The 17,121-nt window shown below is 64.7% G+C and carries 15 protein-coding genes and 2 riboswitches; of the genes, 12 read left to right on the forward strand and 3 right to left on the reverse strand.

Features of this window, described 5'->3' with window-relative positions:
* Window positions 1–23: 23 nt before the first annotated feature.
* Window positions 24–2,489 carry a helicase-associated domain-containing protein gene (locus LRQ04_RS06795; protein WP_235518940.1) on the reverse strand — a complete coding sequence of 822 codons (2,466 nt, stop codon included), beginning with the start codon at window positions 2,487–2,489 and terminating at the stop codon, window positions 24–26.
* Window positions 2,490–2,543: 54 nt separating this feature from the next.
* A complete protein-coding gene (locus LRQ04_RS06800; protein ID WP_235518941.1) occupies window positions 2,544–2,759 on the reverse strand; it encodes a hypothetical protein in 216 nt (71 codons plus the stop codon).
* Between the two features lie 227 nt (window positions 2,760–2,986).
* Between LRQ04_RS06800 and LRQ04_RS06805 the strand changes: the two genes are divergently transcribed.
* From LRQ04_RS06805 to LRQ04_RS06815, 3 genes are read left to right on the forward strand one after another with little or no spacing between them, the layout of a single operon-like run.
* Window positions 2,987–3,370, forward strand: coding sequence for a cold-shock protein (locus LRQ04_RS06805; protein WP_090820714.1), 384 nt, complete (start codon window positions 2,987–2,989; stop codon window positions 3,368–3,370).
* 4 nt (window positions 3,371–3,374) lie between these two features.
* On the forward strand, window positions 3,375–4,025 hold the full coding sequence (locus LRQ04_RS06810; protein ID WP_235518943.1) for a DUF3027 domain-containing protein: 651 nt from the start codon (window positions 3,375–3,377) through the stop codon (window positions 4,023–4,025).
* 43 nt (window positions 4,026–4,068) lie between these two features.
* A complete protein-coding gene (locus LRQ04_RS06815; RefSeq protein WP_235518945.1) occupies window positions 4,069–5,373 on the forward strand; it encodes an MFS transporter in 1,305 nt (434 codons plus the stop codon).
* Between the two features lie 70 nt (window positions 5,374–5,443).
* Here LRQ04_RS06815 and serC read toward each other — a convergent pair whose 3' ends face one another.
* Window positions 5,444–6,574, reverse strand: coding sequence for a phosphoserine transaminase (gene serC / locus LRQ04_RS06820; protein WP_235518946.1), 1,131 nt, complete (start codon window positions 6,572–6,574; stop codon window positions 5,444–5,446).
* A gap of 294 nt (window positions 6,575–6,868) precedes the next feature.
* Here serC and LRQ04_RS06825 point away from each other — a divergent pair, with 294 nt between their 5' ends.
* The 9 genes from LRQ04_RS06825 to fdhD all read left to right on the forward strand — a co-directional run bounded on the left by LRQ04_RS06825 (window position 6,869) and on the right by fdhD (window position 16,988).
* Window positions 6,869–7,564 (forward strand): metal-dependent transcriptional regulator, encoded by a 696-nt coding sequence (locus tag LRQ04_RS06825; protein WP_235518947.1) that lies wholly within the window; start codon window positions 6,869–6,871, stop codon window positions 7,562–7,564.
* Window positions 7,565–7,752: 188 nt separating this feature from the next.
* Window positions 7,753–7,994: riboswitch (cyclic di-AMP (ydaO/yuaA leader) on the forward strand.
* 4 nt (window positions 7,995–7,998) lie between these two features.
* Window positions 7,999–8,829, forward strand: a complete 831-nt coding sequence (locus LRQ04_RS06830; protein ID WP_235518948.1) for a M23 family metallopeptidase — start codon at window positions 7,999–8,001, stop codon at window positions 8,827–8,829.
* 137 nt (window positions 8,830–8,966) lie between these two features.
* Window positions 8,967–9,135: riboswitch (cyclic di-AMP (ydaO/yuaA leader) on the forward strand.
* A gap of 4 nt (window positions 9,136–9,139) precedes the next feature.
* Window positions 9,140–9,880 carry a C40 family peptidase gene (locus LRQ04_RS06835; protein WP_308194890.1) on the forward strand — a complete coding sequence of 247 codons (741 nt, stop codon included), beginning with the start codon at window positions 9,140–9,142 and terminating at the stop codon, window positions 9,878–9,880.
* A 98-nt stretch (window positions 9,881–9,978) separates the two neighbouring features.
* Entirely contained in the window at window positions 9,979–10,758 is a 780-nt protein-coding gene (locus LRQ04_RS06840; protein ID WP_235518951.1) for an NlpC/P60 family protein, read from the forward strand.
* 217 nt (window positions 10,759–10,975) lie between these two features.
* The gene (locus LRQ04_RS06845) at window positions 10,976–11,476 is read left to right on the forward strand and encodes an HNH endonuclease (protein WP_144662688.1); all 501 of its coding nucleotides are present in this window, start codon (window positions 10,976–10,978) and stop codon (window positions 11,474–11,476) included.
* 42 nt (window positions 11,477–11,518) lie between these two features.
* The gene (locus LRQ04_RS06850) at window positions 11,519–12,421 is read left to right on the forward strand and encodes an NTP transferase domain-containing protein (RefSeq protein ID WP_235518952.1); all 903 of its coding nucleotides are present in this window, start codon (window positions 11,519–11,521) and stop codon (window positions 12,419–12,421) included.
* Window positions 12,418–13,761 (forward strand): molybdopterin molybdotransferase MoeA, encoded by a 1,344-nt coding sequence (locus LRQ04_RS06855; RefSeq protein WP_235518954.1) that lies wholly within the window; start codon window positions 12,418–12,420, stop codon window positions 13,759–13,761. The genes LRQ04_RS06850 and LRQ04_RS06855 overlap by 4 nt, the downstream gene beginning before the upstream one ends.
* A 52-nt stretch (window positions 13,762–13,813) precedes the next feature.
* On the forward strand, window positions 13,814–16,120 hold the full coding sequence (locus LRQ04_RS06860; RefSeq protein ID WP_235518956.1) for an FdhF/YdeP family oxidoreductase: 2,307 nt from the start codon (window positions 13,814–13,816) through the stop codon (window positions 16,118–16,120).
* A 1-nt stretch (window position 16,121) separates the two neighbouring features.
* Window positions 16,122–16,988, forward strand: a complete 867-nt coding sequence (gene fdhD / locus LRQ04_RS06865) for a formate dehydrogenase accessory sulfurtransferase FdhD (RefSeq protein WP_235518957.1) — start codon at window positions 16,122–16,124, stop codon at window positions 16,986–16,988.
* Window positions 16,989–17,121 lie beyond the last annotated feature (133 nt).

Here is a 17,121-nt window from a genome sequence, read left to right on the forward strand (position 1 = left end):
GCGGTTTTCACAAACTGTGCGTTTCACGAACGCAATTCCTTGGCGGGTTCCACGTCGATGATCCGGTGGATGGACAACACCCGCTCGGTTTCCTTGGCGGGATCGAACACCCTGACGCGTCCGCCGGAGACGGATACAGGAACAACCGTTTCGGTGTTGGCATTCCCCAGGCTGTCCACCACATTCATGATGACTGCCTGCTTCAGCCGGATAGCCGTCTGCAGGGTCTCCAGACCGAGTTGCGTAGACGCCTCGCCGGCCGTCTCTGCCGGAACTCCGCGGTGCTGGCGCAGCACCGAAAGCTGGGCCTCGACATCCTCGTCCGGCGGAGCCGTTCGGGGCGCCGTGTAGACGGGGCGCGCGCTCCCGGGTACCGCTGTTGTCCGTTTGAAACGCACGACGGCGGGTTCGGCCTCCTGCACTGCAGGCGACAGTCCCAGCTCGCGCAGCACCCGCGCCGTTTCCCGTGGGCTCGCGGACGACGTCAGAACGGTCGGTGCGATGCGTACCAGGCTCAACACGGACGTTCTTGCCTCGTGGAGGAGATCGGTGATGGCGGTTTCGTCGTCGCTCTGGATAAAGCTGGCGCTGGAACCAATGCGCAACCGGCCATGCCGGGACGCGGTGTCCTGGACCAAATAGGCCAAGGGCTGGGGCACGTCGGTTGCTGAATGCTCACGAAGGAACGCCAACAGCGATTCCGCATCCTGTCCGGCGTCGAGCGCCCTGCGGATGGTGGCGGCAGAAAACCTGTAGATCGACGCCGGGCCCTGGCCCTCGGCGTCGGCCATCAACAGCAGGGTTTCGCTGAGTTCGGGCGCGAGGTACCCCGGGGCGACAGCCGTCAGGTCCGCCTGCAGCAGGATGTGGTTCACGGCGGCGGGCAAATGCTCGCCAAGGATGGTCATGGCTTGTTCCGGTTGCCCTTCCGCGATAGCCGATCCCAGCTGGGTCAGGGCGCCCGAACCCATCAGGCCCAGGAGCGTTGCCTCCTCCAGGATGCCGCGGACCAGTGAACTGAAACGCCTGGACATCCGGGGCTGTGCCCACTCGGCCCGCTGCAGGACGGCCCGGGCATCGAGGACGGGCGCTTTGCCGTCCGGCGCGGCTGCTTCCACTGTCAGTTCATTCAGGATTTCCAGGACCCGCCGCCGGACAACAGGAGCATCGGGCCGTTGGGCTTCCGCGGACAGGGCGTTGATGGTGGTGCCTGCAGCGCCCTGGTGCGTGGGAGAGGATGCCGAACCCGTGAGCGGCTGTCCCACCAGTGATGGCGCGCGCTCGCTGGCCAACCAGGCATTGACCAGCCAGAGCCATTGCTCCTGGCGGGGCAGGTTCAGCCACTCCAACGACGGCGGCTGCACCCAGGTGGAGCTGTCCACGTCCAGGCGCAGGAGTCCCGCCAACGCAGCCAGTTCCAGGAGGATCGCAGTCTCGTGCACCCCGTTCCGGACGGACTCGGCCAGGCGCCGGAGTTCGCGTACGCCCACGCCGCCGCTCCGGAGTGTGGCCAGCGGTTGCTCGCGGACGGCAAACAACAGCTCACCGGTCAGCCGCAGGGTCTCGGCGATGGCGCCCATGGCGGCATTACGGCGGAGGGCGGCACTCGTGTGGCCAAGCTCGGGAACCGGCGGGGCCAGCGTGAAGTCATCCACGATCGCGCCGCCCCGCAGTGCAAGTCCCACGCTGTGGGGGAGCTCCACGTGGCCGGCGTCCAGGGGGACCAGCAATCCGCGCGCCAGCAGCCAGTCGATGGGCCCGACGTCGCGGCTTTCATGGGTGACCGACGCCCGCCGCTGGGCCTGAGGTACAGCACCCATGGCCCAGCTCCCGAATTTCTCCAGGAGGGCCACCGTGCGTTCCGGAGCTGTGGCCAGGATGGCCCGCAGTTCCGCGGGACTGGAGGTCCAACGCTGAAGAGCAAGGGCCGCGTCCATGGGCGTGCTCGCTGGATGGATGCCGAGCCCGCTTTGGTGCAGTTCGGCCACCAACTGGACTGCCCGTTGGGCAAAGGCGGGTTGGAGCCGGACCAGCTCGGTGTAGCTTCGTCCCAGTCCTGCCGGGTAGATGCCGATGACGTCCTTGAGGCTGCCCACCGGGAGGTAGAAGCGCTGCCGTGAGGTGGTCGCAGGGGAACCGGCGGGTGGATCCGCCCGATGGATCAAGGCCAGTTCCTGCAGGTTGGCGAGGATGGGATCAAGGGCAGAGAGAGTGGAACCGGCAATGACTTTTTTCAATCCGGCCGCCGAAACACTGTGCCCGGTATCGGTATTGGTACAGAGATGGAGGGTTTCGAGCACCTGCATCTCCGGCTTGTTCAAGCGTTCCAAGGCCCGCTGGACACTCACGCGGGCACTCGCCCTGGCTGCCAAGGCGGCGAAGTCCGGTGCCATGGGGGAGATAAGGTCCGGCCGCGCGGCAAACAAAGCCCGCAGCGAATCGTCGCTGCGCGCTTCCAGTTCCTTGCTGAGCGCGCGAATAAGGGACATCAATCCAACGGTACCGCCCTTGGGCCGCTCATGCCCGCCGGAGCGAGGGACCGGTTACTGGCGGCGACGAAGACGGATGGCGTCCACCACCAGGACAGCCGCCAGCATGAACGCCGCGGGCAGCCCGTAAAGGGCCGTGGAAGTGATCCACACGGGGGCTGCGCTGCCCGTGGAAGCGATGGCGATGACGGCGGCGACGGCCGCCAATGACACCACGGCAATGACGGCGGCAGCAATCACGAGGGGGCGGCGGTAACCCGGGGAATTCATGCCATCAACGCTAGCAGGAGCAGTCCGCCGTGACCGTTGCTGCACGTCATGGGGCCCGCGGGCATGCACGCGGGCGTCCCAAAGCGGGATTAGGGGGTCCGGCAGGATAACCTTGAAGGAACAGACCAACACGGACCGGGCTGTCACCCTCGATCCCGCAGGACCCTGCGGATGCGGTAACGGCCCGACGTGTCTCCCAGAGCAAGAAAACGAAGAAGGTTGATTACGTGCCTACCGGCAAGGTCAAATGGTATGACAAGGAAAAAGGCTTCGGATTCCTCGCGGCAGAAGACGGCCAGGAAGTATTCCTGCCCAAGACGTCCCTGCCCGCGGGCGTAACGGAACTCAAAGCCGGCACGCGCGTGGAGTTCGGTGTAGCTGACGGCCGCCGCGGCGCACAGGCACTGGGACTTCGTGTTCTGGAGAAGACGCCTTCCATTGCCAAGGCCAAGCGCATGAACGCCAAGGATCTTGCACCGATGGTGCAGGACCTCGTGACGGTGCTGGACAACCTCTCCGGCTCCCTCTCGTCCGGCAAGTACCCGGACGGCAACAAGGCCAAGGCCATCAGCATGGCGCTCCGCAAGGTTGCCGACGAGCTGGAAGCCTAGGCCCATGGCATCGGAATCCGCACAGGACACGAAGGGCGGAAAGGGCGCGCAGGGAAGCCCTGATTCAGCCCCCGACGATGCCCAGGCTCCTGGAAACGGGGAAGCCCCCGCGCGGAAGCCTGCGGCGGAGAAGCCGCGGGCCGGTTTGCCTGTGTGGCGAACCGGCAAGCCTGACGCCTTCCTGGCTGCCGCCGTCGATACTGCACGTGAGGCAGTTCAGGGCATAGCCAACCCGGGCGAAGTGGGTGCGCACCTCGGTGCAAAGTCGGAGGGCGACCGCGTGGTCACCCACTTGTTCGAATCCAAGCTCGCGGGTTACGGCGGCTGGCAGTGGTACGCGGTGGTGACGCGTAACTCGCGTTCCAAGATCGTGACCGTCAGCGAGCTCGGCCTGCTGCCCTCCGAGGATTCCATCCTCGCCCCGGAATGGGTTCCGTGGGCCAAGCGGGTCCGCCCCGAGGACGAGACTCCGCTGGTGGAGGAGACGGTCGGCGATGTCACGGAGGAATCCGTCCAGGCCGACGAGGACGACGCTACAGGACCCGCCGATGCGGATGACGCCGAAGCGGACGACGACGAGGCTGACGACGCCGAAGCCGACGGCGAAGGAGACGACGCTGACGAAGACGACGCCGACGAAGCCGGGGCTGAATAAGCATTGCGGAAACCCGGGGTGAACCAAGCGATGGTGGACACTGATGTCCACCTTTAAGTCGCTGGGGATTCCCAACTACCGCATCTGGTTCTTCGGTGCCCTGATCTCCAATATCGGCACCTGGATGCAGCGCACTGCGCAGGACTGGCTGGTGTTCGACCACCTGACCGCGCACGACGCCGGTGCCATGGGCATCACCCTGGCCCTCCAGCTGGGCCCGCAACTCTTCCTTGCCCCGTGGGCCGGCCTGCTTGCCGACCGCTACAGCAGGCGGAAGCTGCTCCTCCTCACCTTGGTTGCAATGGCCCTGCTAAGCACCGGACTGGGCATCCTGGTGTTGTTGGGAGTCGCGGAGTTGTGGCACGTGTACATCTTTGCCCTGCTGCTGGGCATCGTGACGGCGTTGGACGCTCCGGTCCGCCAAACGTTCGTCTCGGAACTGGTCACCGATGATTACCTCCCCAACGCGGTGGCACTGAACAGCGCATCATTCAACGTAGCCCGGATGATCGGCCCGGCAGTGTCCGGTGTCCTGACTGTGGTGGTGGGGCCGGGATGGGTCTTCCTCATCAACACGGTGTCCTTCGCCGCGATGCTTTGGGCGCTCAAACTGATTCCGGCGTCGTCACTGCGGGCACAACCACGCGCGGCGCCAGGTAAAGGGCGCATCCGCGAAGGCCTGCGGTACGTCCGGGGAAGGCCTGATATCCAAGTGGTCCTGGTGGCCATCTTCATCGTGGGCACCTTCGGACTCAACTTTCCGCTGTTCATCGCCGCGATGGTAGGCACCCAGTTCGGCATGGACGCCGGCGCCTTTGGGGCCCTGAGTTCCATCATGGCCATCGGCTCAGTAACGGGGGCATTGCTCGCCGCCCGACGCGGCCGGCCCCGCCTCAGGCTGATCTTCCTGGCGGCCGGAGGTTTCGGGGTCTCCAGCGCGCTCGCTGCCCTGGCGCCCAACGCAACCCTTTTCGGTCTCGCGCTGGTTCCCTGTGGCCTGTTCGCGCTGACCCTCATCACCAGTGCCAACGGATACGTGCAATCGACCACGGAGGCCGTGATGCGGGGCAGGGTCATGTCGTTGTACATGGCGATCTTCATGGGCGGGACACCCATTGGTGCCCCGCTGGTGGGTTGGGTGGCCAACATCGGCGGTCCGCGCTGGGCGGTGGGCGTAGCCGCGATAGCCGGCATCAGCACCGCCGTCGTGGGTTTGGTCTGGATCATCCGGGCCAAACAGCTGAGGCTCCGCTTTGACCGGCGGGCGCGTGGCCTCAAGCATTTCCGGGTGGAGTCGCTGCTTGCCCCTCCGGGTACGGAAGAGGGCGACGGCGGCACCGCCCGTTAAGCGGCGACGGCGCCGTCCGGGCTGACCGAACGACGCCGACCCTCGGGTCCGGCTGGCTACCCGCCGAGGGTTACTTCTTCAGTTCACCCACGACGTAGTCGATGCTGGCAAGGAGCGCTGAGACATCGTCCGGCTCAATGGCGACGAACGTGGCAATACGCAACTGGTTGCGGCCCAGCTTGCGGTACGGCTCCGTGTCCACCACGCCGTTGGCGCGGAGGACCTTGGCGATCGCGGCCGCGTCAATGGAGTCGTCGAAGTCGATGGTGGCAATGACGTTGGAGCGGTCCTCGGCTTTGGCCACAAACGGGGTGGCGTACTCGGAGGCTTCGGCCCAGGAGTAGATCCGGTTGGCGGAGTCCGCAGTGCGCTTGCTGGCAAAGTCCAGGCCGCCGTTGCTGTTCAACCACTGAACTTGGGCGTCCAGGGTCACCAGGGTGGACAACGACGGCGTGTTGTACGTCTGGTTGAGCTTGGAGTTGTCGATGGCGGTCTGCAGGTCCAGGAAATCCGGGATCCAGCGGCCGGATGCCTTGATGCGGGCAGCGCGTTCCAGAGCTGCGGGGGAGAAGAGGCCGAGCCACAGCCCGCCATCCGATGCGAAGTTCTTTTGCGGGGCGAAGTAGTAGACGTCGGACTCCGAGACGTCGACGTCCAGGCCGCCGGCAGCGGAGGTGGCGTCCACCAGGACCAGTGATCCTTCGTCGGCGCCCTGGACCCGCTTGACGGGAGCTGCCACACCCGTGGACGTCTCGTTCTGGGGCCACGCGTAGACATCGACGCCGGCTTCGGCTTGCGCCACGGGGCGGGTGCCGGGCTCGGACTTGATGATGGAGGAAGCATCAAGGAACGGGGCTTTGTTGGTGGCGGCGGCGAACTTCGAACCGAACTCGCCAAAGGACAGGTGCTGGGCCTTCTTCTCCACCAGGCCGAATGCGGCGACATCCCAGAAGGCGGTTGATCCGCCGACGCCGAGGACAACCTCGTATCCCTCGGGTGCGCGGAAGAACTGGCTGAGTCCTTCCCGTACCGATCCCACGAGGTTCTTGACCGGGGCCTGCCGGTGGGAGGTGCCCAGGATGGTGGCCGATGCGGCAGACAACGCCTCGATCTGTTCCGGGCGGACCTTGGACGGTCCTGCGCCGAAGCGTCCGTCCTTGGGCAGCAGATCGGCGGGAATGGTGATGCTGTTGTCGCTCACGTGTGGCTCCAATGGGTATCGGCTAGAGATGGGTCGTGGCAGGTGGCATCCGCTGCCCCTTCGACTCCCCAATTCTGCCTGACTCGGCCCGGGGGCTGTAACCTGCATCCGTCATAGTCCGCCACGTGGAATGCGACGCAACAGGATGCGACCGGAATTATCCAGAGTAATTCCAAATAAGCTAGGCTGGGTGTCGGCGTTCAAGGGCCAGCGGTACACACCGGCTGCCCTGGCCAAGGACGCGGTACGGTGGAGATTACGCAAGGAAACTGCGTTCGAGGAGAGCTGAGCTGGATGACGGATCTGATCGATACCACTGAGATGTATCTTCGGACCATTTTGGAGCTTGAAGAAGAGAACATTGTGGCGCTCAGGGCCCGCATCGCCGAGCGCCTGCGGCACTCCGGCCCCACGGTTTCACAAACCATCGGCCGCATGGAGCGCGATGGCCTGGTGATCGTATCCAACGACCGTCACCTTGAACTGACCCAGATGGGCCGCAAGCGCGCCACCGAGGTCATGCGAAAGCACCGTCTCGCGGAGCGGCTCCTTGCCGATGTCATTGGCCTCGACTGGGCGTACGTCCATGACGAAGCGTGCCGTTGGGAACACGTGATGAGTGAGCGGGTTGAACGCCGGCTCTACGAACTCCTTGAACACCCCACCGAGTCGCCCTACGGCAATCCGATTCCAGGACTCGAAGCCCTGGGCGGTCTGCCGACGCAGACCATTCCGCGGCTCGACATCAACCTGCTGCAGGCCATGGATGGCTACGCCGCCGATTCCCGCGTGGTGGTCAGCCGGCTTGCCGAGCCCATCCAGGTGGAGCCCGAACTCCTCACCCAGCTGGACGAGGGCGGAATCCGTCCCGGGGCAGCGGTGTCATTGGAACGCGTCGGCGAGTACATTTCTGTCCGGGTTCCCGGCATCGAGGGAGCGCTTGAGCTTCCGCCTGAAGTTGCGGCCCACGTGTTCGTCTCCCTGGGCTGACCTCCCTTCGGGGCGCCGCCTCCTCGGGGATGCCGTGTCAAACCTCACTTTTGTGCCCTGCGGGACAATGTGACCTGCGGTTTTTCGGGATTGATGATATGGGAGTGCGTCGTCCTGTTGATAACGAATTTATTACTGCAGGCTTTAATCGCCTATAGTTATCTACTAGCGCCGATACCAAAGCGTTACCTGATCCGGAGCCGAGCTCTGCCAGCGGATCAGGTGTGCCATCCACCACTGGCAGAGGCGGGGGAACCACAAGCGGCTGTCTAAAGAAGCAGCCTTGGGGTGAAGTCCGCAGCAGAAGTGCCCATTTACGCAAGTCCCTCCTGGGATACCTGTGTGCCATGAGCGCTTCGTGCGGACCGGGTCTTTGAACTCTCTGACCCGAATCCGACAGCTAACTTCGCAGGCTTTCCAGAGAGGAACAGAGTTTGACATCGCAGAACGTCAGGGGTCGTCGCCGCGCGACCGGCCCCGCTGTTGAGCTGCGGCCAGCCCGCGCAACAATGGAGGTCCGGCCCCGTGACACTGAGCGCCAAGTCCGCCGCCGTAAGAGCCCATTGCGCCAGGTTGCCGATTTCGCCGCAGCCAGTGGTGTCGGCCAGAAAGCCGGAGTAGCCCTCGCTGCCACCGGCTTGGCGCTGACTGTCGGACTGCCGGCCACAAGCCCCGTGATGGCAACGTCGGAGTCAGGCCAGACCGAGTCCGCCCTCGCCGTTTCCGGCGGCAGCCAGCCAGAGGTCTCCGCAGCCGCATCGGCAAAAATCGACTTCAGCCGCGCCGCCGTCGCAACCGCAGCTGACCCCGACGGCAAGCTGAAGCAGTTGCTCAGCGCCCAGTCGGTCGGCAGCATCCAGCGCGCCTCGTCCGTAGGAACGCTTGCCAGCCCCCTGGACAGCCTGGTCACGGCCTCGCCGTTCGGCTACCGGGTCAGCCCCCTCACGGGCGGCACGGGCGACTTCCACCGCGGCCAGGACTTCGTTGCCCAGTGCGGCACCGCAGTGCATGCGGCTGCCACGGGCAAAGTCACTTTTGCCGGATGGCACGAGTATGGCGGAGGCAACCGCGTGGTAGTGGACCACGGCAACGGCCTCGAGACCACCTATAACCACCTGTCGTCCTTCAACGTCAAGGTCGGCCAGACCGTCACCCGTGGCGATACTGTCGCGTTGAGCGGCACCACGGGCGCTTCCACGGGCTGCCACCTCCACTTCGAGGTCCAGGTCAACGGAGAAGTTGTCGACCCCATGGGCTGGCTCTAAGCCAGTTGATGGTCGCCTCTCGCATTTTGCGACACCCCGTGACCTGAATGTGACATTCGCGTTCAACTGTTGTACCGTACAAAGCGCATCGGCTTTTTAGGGGGCCGGTGCACTTGAGTGGATTGCCTAGCTCTGCCACCACTCAAGGTCCGTTCGCATAAATCGTCTGGCAGGGGCGGGGGAACCACTTTTGGTCTTCGATAGAAGGCCTTGGGGTTAAGTCGCAAAAGCTTCCTTGAAGCAACGCGGCCGGATGACTCCCATCCGAATCCGACAGCTCACCTCGCAGGCATTGGGAGAGGCTACCTACGTGTCATCACGCACTACCCCTGCGCGCCACCGCGCTGAAACGGTTCGTACGAACCCCTTGAACACTCTTTCCAAGGCTGTTTCGTCCAACGCCGGTTCGGTTGGCCGTCAGGCCGTCGTCCTGGCAGCAGCTTCGGGCCTTGTCCTTACCGCCGGTCTTCCGGCTACGGCAGCTGATACGGACATCTCCAAGTCGGAAGCCTCCAGCACCCAGCAGATGGTGGCAACCGCCGTCGTCACTGCAGAGCCAACCGCCACCGTGGCCTTCGAGAGCCCGGTCGTGGCCACCAAGGAAGCCCCCAAGGTTGTCCAGCGTGCATCGCAGGTCACCCAGCGCGCCGCTGGTAGCCAGGACGCCGCAGCTGCGGTCACCGCAAAGTCCTCCGAGGTTACGGACGGTGCTGCAAGCGCTGCTGCTTCGGGCCTCGCCGCCATTGCCTACACCGGTATCGGTCACCCCTACGTATGGGGCGGCACCACCCCCAACGGCTGGGACTGCTCCGGCTTCACCCAGTGGGTCTACGCGCAGGCCGGCATCAGCATCCCCCGCGTCAACGCCTGGACGGCCATGAAGCCCACCAGCAACCCCCAGCCCGGTGACCTCGTCATGCAGAACGGCGGAGCCCACGTCGGCATCTACGTCGGCAACGGCATGATGATCAGCGCACTGAACCCGAGCCAGGGCACCCTCCTGCACTCGGCAGCCTCCACGGGCACCTCTTCCTTCTTCACCCTTCGCTAGAAAACATCCGGTTCGTGGCCGGCCAGCATGCCCCCAAGTGCTGGCCGCCCATTACCCGCGTGTAACCCCACTGCACGCGGATACGAAAAGAGAAAATCATGACCAGTGCAAACAAGGTTGCACGGCATCGCGCTGAGGCCCCCAAGACCAGCTCGCTTGCCATCATCGCCAAGGCTGTCGGCGGCAACGCCGGTACTGTGGGCCGCCAGGCCGCCGTCATCGCAGCGGCTTCCGGTCTGGTCCTGACCAGCGGTGTCGCGGCCAACGCCGCCGAAACCAACGTTGACCGTGAATCCACCGCGACGTCCACCCTCGATGTCCAGGCAGTGGTCCAGTCGACCATCGCTGCGGACTCCACGGTAGCCATCTCCTACGAACGGCCCGTCGTCACCACGGTTGAAGCTCCGGCTCCCGTGGAGAAGAAAGCCCCCGCCAAGGCAGAAGCCAAGGCCACGGAGAGCGCCAACACGGCTGCTTCCACCGGCAACGCGACGCTTGCCGTCAACAGCTCGGCTACGGCTGCCAAGGCTCCGGCAGCTTCCAGCGGCCTCGGTGCAGCTATCGCCGCCGCAGCGTACGCCCAGCTCGGCGTGACCCAGGACTGCACCATGCTGGTGACCAACTCCCTGGCAGCCGTGGGCATCCACTTCCATGACTGGCCGGCCGGGTACCTCTCCTTGGGCCGTACCGTCAGTGCTGCAGAAGCCCAGCCGGGCGACCTCGCCTACTACGCCAACGGCGGTTTGGCCGGGCAGGCCCACATCGCTGTCTACGTCGGCAACGGCATGGCAGTGCACGGTGGATGGAACGGATCCACCACAGCATTGTTCAGCGTAAACGTTGGCTCCGGCCCGGTTTTCATCCGCGTCAACGGCTAATAACGTACCTTTTGGAACACCCCGCAGGCTCCGGCCGGCGGGGTGTTCCGCTTTAACCACGCATGAACATTTGCCGACACCGCACGGGAAACGACAGAAAGATTCGTTGATACGGCATATAAGTGCTTACCCTTATCTTGTCGATCCACAGCCCGTACATGCAGAGGGCAGCCGGCCCTCGTGCCCCTGACGGGTGCGGCCGTGAAGAGGTACGTGCATGCGCACACTCGTTCTGAATGCTGGATATGAACCGCTGGCGGTAATAACATTCCGCCGGGCGCTGGTCCTTGTGCTGACTGGGAAAGCGAGCGTAGTGGCCGAAGGCGACGAGCCTGTCGTCGGGCCACAGGAGATTCTCGGACGACCATCCGTGATCCTCCTCAACCGCTACATCCGTCCCAAGTACAACAGGATCACCGCCGTGAGCCGCCGGGGCGTCCTTCGCCGCGACGGCCACCGCTGCGCCTACTGCGGGAAGACAGCGCACACCATAGACCACGTCCACCCCAAATCCAGGGGCGGCGCGGATTCCTGGGAAAACCTGGTTGCGGCGTGCTTGAAATGCAACAACGCCAAGAGCGACCACACGCTGGCTGAGATGGGTTGGAAACTTCGTTTCAAACCCGGCGTGCCCCAGGGAACCATGTGGCAGATCAAGGAACTCGAGAAACCTGCGCCGGACTGGGACCCGTTCCTGTTGCCGGAATCCGCTGCCTGATCGATTTCTGACGACTCCGCCCGCCCCGGGTAATCTGGGCGGATGGAGTTCAACGCCGTCGTCCTGGCGGGTGGCAGGGCCACCCGCCTCGGTGGCGTGCCCAAGCCGTCCTTAACGTACGACGGCGCCACCCTCCTTTCGCATGCCCTGCAGGCATCGGGCGGTGCAGCCGCCGTCGTGGTTGTGGGCCCTGAGGTTCCGGGCGACGACGCGGCCCTGCACGAAGGCATCCTGAGGGCGCGGGAAGAGCCGCCGTTTGCGGGTCCTGCTGCTGCGATCGCTGCCGGGCTGGCGGCGCTGAGGACCCGGGCCCTGCCGTGTCCGTGGACGCTGGTTTTGGCGTGCGACATGCCCCATGTTTCCCGCGGAGTCGATGCCCTCTGGAACGCGCTCAGGAATCATCCGGAGGTGGACGGTGCCATGGCGGTCTCTGCTGACGGTCGTAAGCAGCCGCTGCTGGGTGTTTACAGCACGGCGGCCCTGGAGCGGAAAGTGGCGGAAGCCGAGGGCGGTTCCGGCTTAACGGACTCTTCGGTGTTCCAGCTGCTTGCTAGGCTGAACCTGCTGGATGTCGCCGTCCCCGCCGGTGCCACAGATGATGTGGATACCTGGGATGACGCGACGGCGTTGGGCATTGACTACGACTTGGAGGCCGACGTGAAGAGCCAGGAAGAGACGCTCGAGGAATGGTGCCGCACACTGCTGCAGGCCTTCGAGCTGGAAGGCGTCGAAGTGGACGTCAATGAGGTCCTCGCCGTCGCCGGAGTAGCTGCGCACTCGGTGGTGCGTCCCGCTGCTCCCTTGACCACGTTCATCGCCGGGTACGCCGCCGGCATGGCCCGCGGGATCGGCCAGGCCAGCGACGATGCCTCCATGAAGGCGGCCTTGGACCTGGCACGCAAGGTGGCCAAGGAGTACGCGGAGACCGGGACAGACGCCGAATGACCGAGGCCCCCAGGGAGGGCCATCACGCGGCACACACGTGGCAGGAGGCCCGCAGCCGGGCATTCGAGGTTGCTGCGCCCATCCCGCCCGGTCCGGTCCCGATCAGTTCCGCCATTGGCCGCACATTGGCCTCGGATGTCCTGGCCGTGCAGGACATGCCCCACTACGCGTCGTCGGCCATGGACGGATGGGCCGTCAATGGCAGTGGTCCGTGGATCCTCAGCGAGCCCGGGCAGCGGCTGGCACCACACCAGGCGAGCCCCATTGTCACCGGTGGCCTGATTCCGCCCGGCGCCAAAGCTGTGTTGCGCAGCGAGAGCGGCGAGATCACGACGGACGACGACGGTCTGCCGATCCTTGCGCTTGGCGGCACAGCGAAACCGGGGGAGCCGCGCAACGGCCAACACATCCGTAAAGCCGCCGAAGAAGCCGTGGAGGGGGAGGTCCTGCTCAAAGCGGGGACGGTACTGAACCCGGCGCACATAGCTTTGGCGGCGCTGGCCGGACTGGACCATCTGAACGTTCAGGGCAAGCCATTGGTCCGCTTCCTCCTGACAGGTTCAGAGGTAGTAGTGCAGGGGGTGCCAGGGCCCGGGCAGGTCCGGGACACGTTCGGTCCGCAGTTGGGTTCCGTCGTGGAACTTTTGGGCGGCATCGCCGGTGAGCAGCTCAGGGTTGGCGACAGCTATGAAGAGTGGCTTGCTGCCCTACAGGATACTGAGCCGCTGCTTGGCGAACCTGACGTGGACGCCGAACCGCCGGCCGACGTCGTTATTACCACCGGGGGCACCGGGCTCTCGGGGACGGACCACTTCCGGAAGGCGGTGGCCGAACTCGGAGGCGAGTTGCTGATTGATGGCATCGCCATGCGTCCGGGCCATCCCGCGGTGCTGGCCGAACTTCCCGACGGCCGGTTCGTGCTGGGCCTGCCCGGGAATCCGCTCGCGGCGATGATGGCCCTGTTTACGGTGGGCGGGCCCCTGTTGGCGGCCTTGGGACACGGCAAACTCGAAGACGTAGCCGAGGTGCCCTGCGGCGCAATGATTGACGCGGATCCCGGCCGGACCCGCCTGATGCCCTTCAGGCTGATGTATGGCCTGGCGTCGCCGGCCCAGCATGCGGCTCCCGGAATGATGCGTGGCCTCGCAGCTGCGGATGGGGTCATGGTGGTCCCGCCGCATGGAGTGCAGATGGGGGAATTGGTCCCTGCGTTCGCCCTGCCTTGGGGCAAGCCGCTGCCCGCACCCAAGCCGGCAGAAGACAAGCCCCGCAAGGCGCCGGCCAGGCCGGCGAAGAAGGTTCCGGCGGGCCCGGTGGACTGGAGTGCACTGGACGCTTGAGCCGCGCGTTCGCCTTGGATGGACACTCCGGCCAAGATGCAATGATGGACTCATGAACAGGCATGCTCCCGAACAGGACATCAACGAAGATGACCTGCAGATCCACCCGCCCAAACGAGCCGCAGCAGGCGTAAAAGCCGTCACGGTGGCGCTTGAACGCGGCTATTCGCAAGCGGGGGTCGCCCGTACGGTCCGCTCCATGCTGCGGGTCAACCAACACGGCGGGTTCGACTGCCCGGGATGTGCGTGGCCCGAATCGATCACCGGCCGGCGAAGCCCGGCAGAGTTTTGCGAGAACGGCGCCAAGGCAATCGCCGAGGAAAGCACCACCAGGACGGTGGGCGCGCCTTTCTGGGCCGAGCATTCCATCAAGGACCTCGAAGGCAAGACCGAGTACTGGCTGGGGAGCCAGGGCCGGATTTCCGAGCCTGTGGTCATCAGGCCGGGTGACACCCACTATTCGACCATCAGCTGGATGGACGCTTTCGCCCTCATCGGGGAGCACATCAACGCCACCACGCCGGACAAATGCGTGTTCTACACCTCCGGCCGCACGGCCAACGAGACCGCCTTCATGTACCAGTTGTTCGCTCGAAGCCTCGGCACCAACAACCTCCCGGACTGTTCGAACATGTGCCATGAATCCTCCGGCAGCGCACTGAACCCCACCATCGGAATCGGAAAGGGCACGGTGTCCCTGGAGGACATCCACCATGCGGAGCTGGTGCTGGTGGTCGGCCAGAACCCCGGAACCAACCATCCCCGGATGCTCTCAGCACTGCGGGACTGCAAGAACAACGGTGGAAAAGTCGTTGCCGTGAACCCGCTTCCGGAGGCGGGCCTGTTGAACTTCAAGGACCCGCAGTCCCTTAACGGAGTGATCGGTGGCGGCACCACCATCGCCGATGAGTTCCTGCAGATCAAGGTCGGCGGAGACCTCGCCTTGTTCCAGGCCCTCGGCCACCTGCTCCTGGAGGAGGAGAAGCTCAACCCGGGGACCGTCGTCGACCATTCCTTTATTTCGCAGCAGACCGACGGCTTCGCCGCCTATGCGGAGGCCCGGTCTACGGTGGATTGGGATGAAACAGAGCGCGCCACCGGCCTGGACCGTGCGGAGATCACCAAGGTGGCGAAAATGATGGCTGCCTCCAAGGCCACCATCATTTGCTGGGCGCTGGGATTGACCCAGCAGCCCCACTCGGTGGATACCTTGCGCGAAATCATCAACCTCCTGCTGCTCCAAGGGAACTTCGGCAAGCGGGGAGCAGGAGCCTGCCCGGTACGCGGCCACTCCAACGTGCAGGGTGACCGCACCATGGGTATTTGGGAGAAGCCCAAGGAGTCGTTCCTGGCAGCACTGGACAAGGAGTTCGGCTTCCGGATGCCACGCGACCATGGCTACGACTCCGTGGAAACCCAGCACGCCCTCGAGAAGGGTGAGGTGGATGTCTTCGTGTCCATGGGCGGCAACTTCGCCGCGGCGGGTTCGGACACGGCAGCACTGGAAGAAGGCCTGAAACGTGCCGGGCTGACGGTCCACATTTCCACCAAGCCCAACCGGGCCCATGTGGTCCATGGAAAGACATCCCTGATCCTGCCCACGCTGGGCCGGACCGACACCGATGACAAACACCCCAAGGGCAAGCAGTTCCTTTCCGTGGAGGACTCCATGTCGGTCATCCACAAAACGCAGGGACGGCTGGAGCCGGTCTCCGAGCACCTGCTCAGCGAACCGGTAATCGTAGCCCGTATGGCGCAGGCGACCCTTGGCGATGACCACGGCGTGGATTGGCGGGCCATGGCTGAGGACTACGACGTGATCCGCGACCATATCTCCCGTGTCATCCCCGGATTCGAAGACTTCAACGCCCGGGTCCGTACCAAGAATGGTTTCGTGCTGCCCAACCCGCCCCGCGATACCCGTACCTTTGCCACGGATATCGGGAAGGGTCGCTTCAGCGTGCGCCCATTGGAGTACCTCGAAGCCCCCGCAGGCCACCTGATCCTGCAGACCGTGCGAAGCCACGATCAGTACAACACCACCTTCTATGGGCTGGATGACCGTTACCGTGGAGTCTCGGAGGGCCGCCGCGTGATTCTCGTCCACTCCGCCGACCTGGAGGAACTTGGCTTCCAGGACCGTGATTTGGTGGACGTCATCTCGACATTTGCCGGATCGGAGAGGCGGGCCAACAAGTTCCGCCTGGTGGATTACCCCACGGCGAAGGGCTGCGCTGCCGCCTACTTCCCGGAAGCCAATGCACTGGTACATCGCGAGTTGGTGGCCAGGGAGTCCAACACGCCCGGTTACAAGGCCATGACGGTGCGCTTCGTCCGGCATGAAAGTGAGGTGGCTTAGCGTGGGACGCGTAACCCAGCGCCGCAAGGTGCATAAGTTCGTCCTGGATGGCTCTCCCCAGGCACTGGAGCACCCAGTCCGGTTCAAGGAGGATGTCCTTGCCGTGGAGGAGCCCTTGGAGATCCGGCTTGGCGACATGTCGTTCTCGGTGACCATGCGGACCCCGGGAGACGACTTCGACCTCGTTGCCGGCTTCCTGGTGTCCGAGGGCATCATCTGGGAGCCCTCCCAGTTGATCTCCGAGCGGTTCTGCTCGGGGGAGGACGAGAACGGCGTGCAGACCTTCAACGTTGTGGACGCCCAGTTGCGCCCCGACGTGGAACGCCCGGACACCGGACGCAATGTGTACACCTCAAGCTCGTGCGGCATCTGTGGCACGGACTCCATCGAGGCAGTCCGCAAATCCTCGCACCACACGCCGCACGAGGACGACGTCACCGTCCCCGTGAGTGTCCTTGCGGCCCTCCCGGACCGTCTCCGCGAGGCACAGGCGGTTTTCGATAAGACAGGCGGCGTCCATGCCGCCGGGCTGTTCAGGATCCACGACGACGGCACTTCCGAGCTGCTCTGCCTCCGGGAGGATGTGGGGCGCCACAACGCGGTGGACAAGGTGGTGGGCTGGGCTTTGCGCGCCGGAATGCTCCCGTTGCGGGGGACGGTGCTGCAGGTTTCCGGCAGGGCGTCTTTCGAGCTCGTCCAGAAGGCTGCAATGGCGGGCATACCCGTTCTTGCCGCAGTCAGTGCTCCGTCCAGCCTTGCCGTGGAGCTGGCCGTGGAATCGGGCATCACACTGGCGGGCTTCAGCCGGGGTTCCAGCCTCAATGTGTACGCTGGTCGGGACAGGATCACGGGAGAGCAGGGCTCATAGGGACACCCCGGTGGTGGCCCCGTCACTTGGCTATTGGGCTGGAACAACGTAGATTTTATCCATCGAATGGAACCGCGGGTATCAGGAACAGGCGTTTAAAAACAGCCTGTGGGGAACCTGCCATCACGCTGTC

Source organism: Paenarthrobacter sp. AR 02 (genome assembly GCF_021538675.1).
Lineage (GTDB): Bacteria > Actinomycetota > Actinomycetes > Actinomycetales > Micrococcaceae > Arthrobacter.

What these genes read in the sequence shown, in the direction of transcription:
- LRQ04_RS06795 (WP_235518940.1), bottom strand. Translation starts at nt 2,489, where the DNA reads ATGTCCCTTATTCGCGCGCTCAGCAAGGAACTGGAAGCGCGCAGCGAC.
- LRQ04_RS06800 (WP_235518941.1), bottom strand. Translation starts at nt 2,759, where the DNA reads ATGAATTCCCCGGGTTACCGCCGCCCCCTCGTGATTGCTGCCGCCGTC.
- LRQ04_RS06810 (WP_235518943.1), top strand. Translation starts at nt 3,375, where the DNA reads ATGGCATCGGAATCCGCACAGGACACGAAGGGCGGAAAGGGCGCGCAG.
- LRQ04_RS06815 (WP_235518945.1), top strand. Translation starts at nt 4,069, where the DNA reads ATGTCCACCTTTAAGTCGCTGGGGATTCCCAACTACCGCATCTGGTTC.
- LRQ04_RS06825 (WP_235518947.1), top strand. Translation starts at nt 6,869, where the DNA reads ATGACGGATCTGATCGATACCACTGAGATGTATCTTCGGACCATTTTG.
- LRQ04_RS06840 (WP_235518951.1), top strand. Translation starts at nt 9,979, where the DNA reads ATGACCAGTGCAAACAAGGTTGCACGGCATCGCGCTGAGGCCCCCAAG.
- LRQ04_RS06845 (WP_144662688.1), top strand. Translation starts at nt 10,976, where the DNA reads ATGCGCACACTCGTTCTGAATGCTGGATATGAACCGCTGGCGGTAATA.
- LRQ04_RS06850 (WP_235518952.1), top strand. Translation starts at nt 11,519, where the DNA reads ATGGAGTTCAACGCCGTCGTCCTGGCGGGTGGCAGGGCCACCCGCCTC.
- LRQ04_RS06855 (WP_235518954.1), top strand. Translation starts at nt 12,418, where the DNA reads ATGACCGAGGCCCCCAGGGAGGGCCATCACGCGGCACACACGTGGCAG.
- LRQ04_RS06860 (WP_235518956.1), top strand. Translation starts at nt 13,814, where the DNA reads ATGAACAGGCATGCTCCCGAACAGGACATCAACGAAGATGACCTGCAG.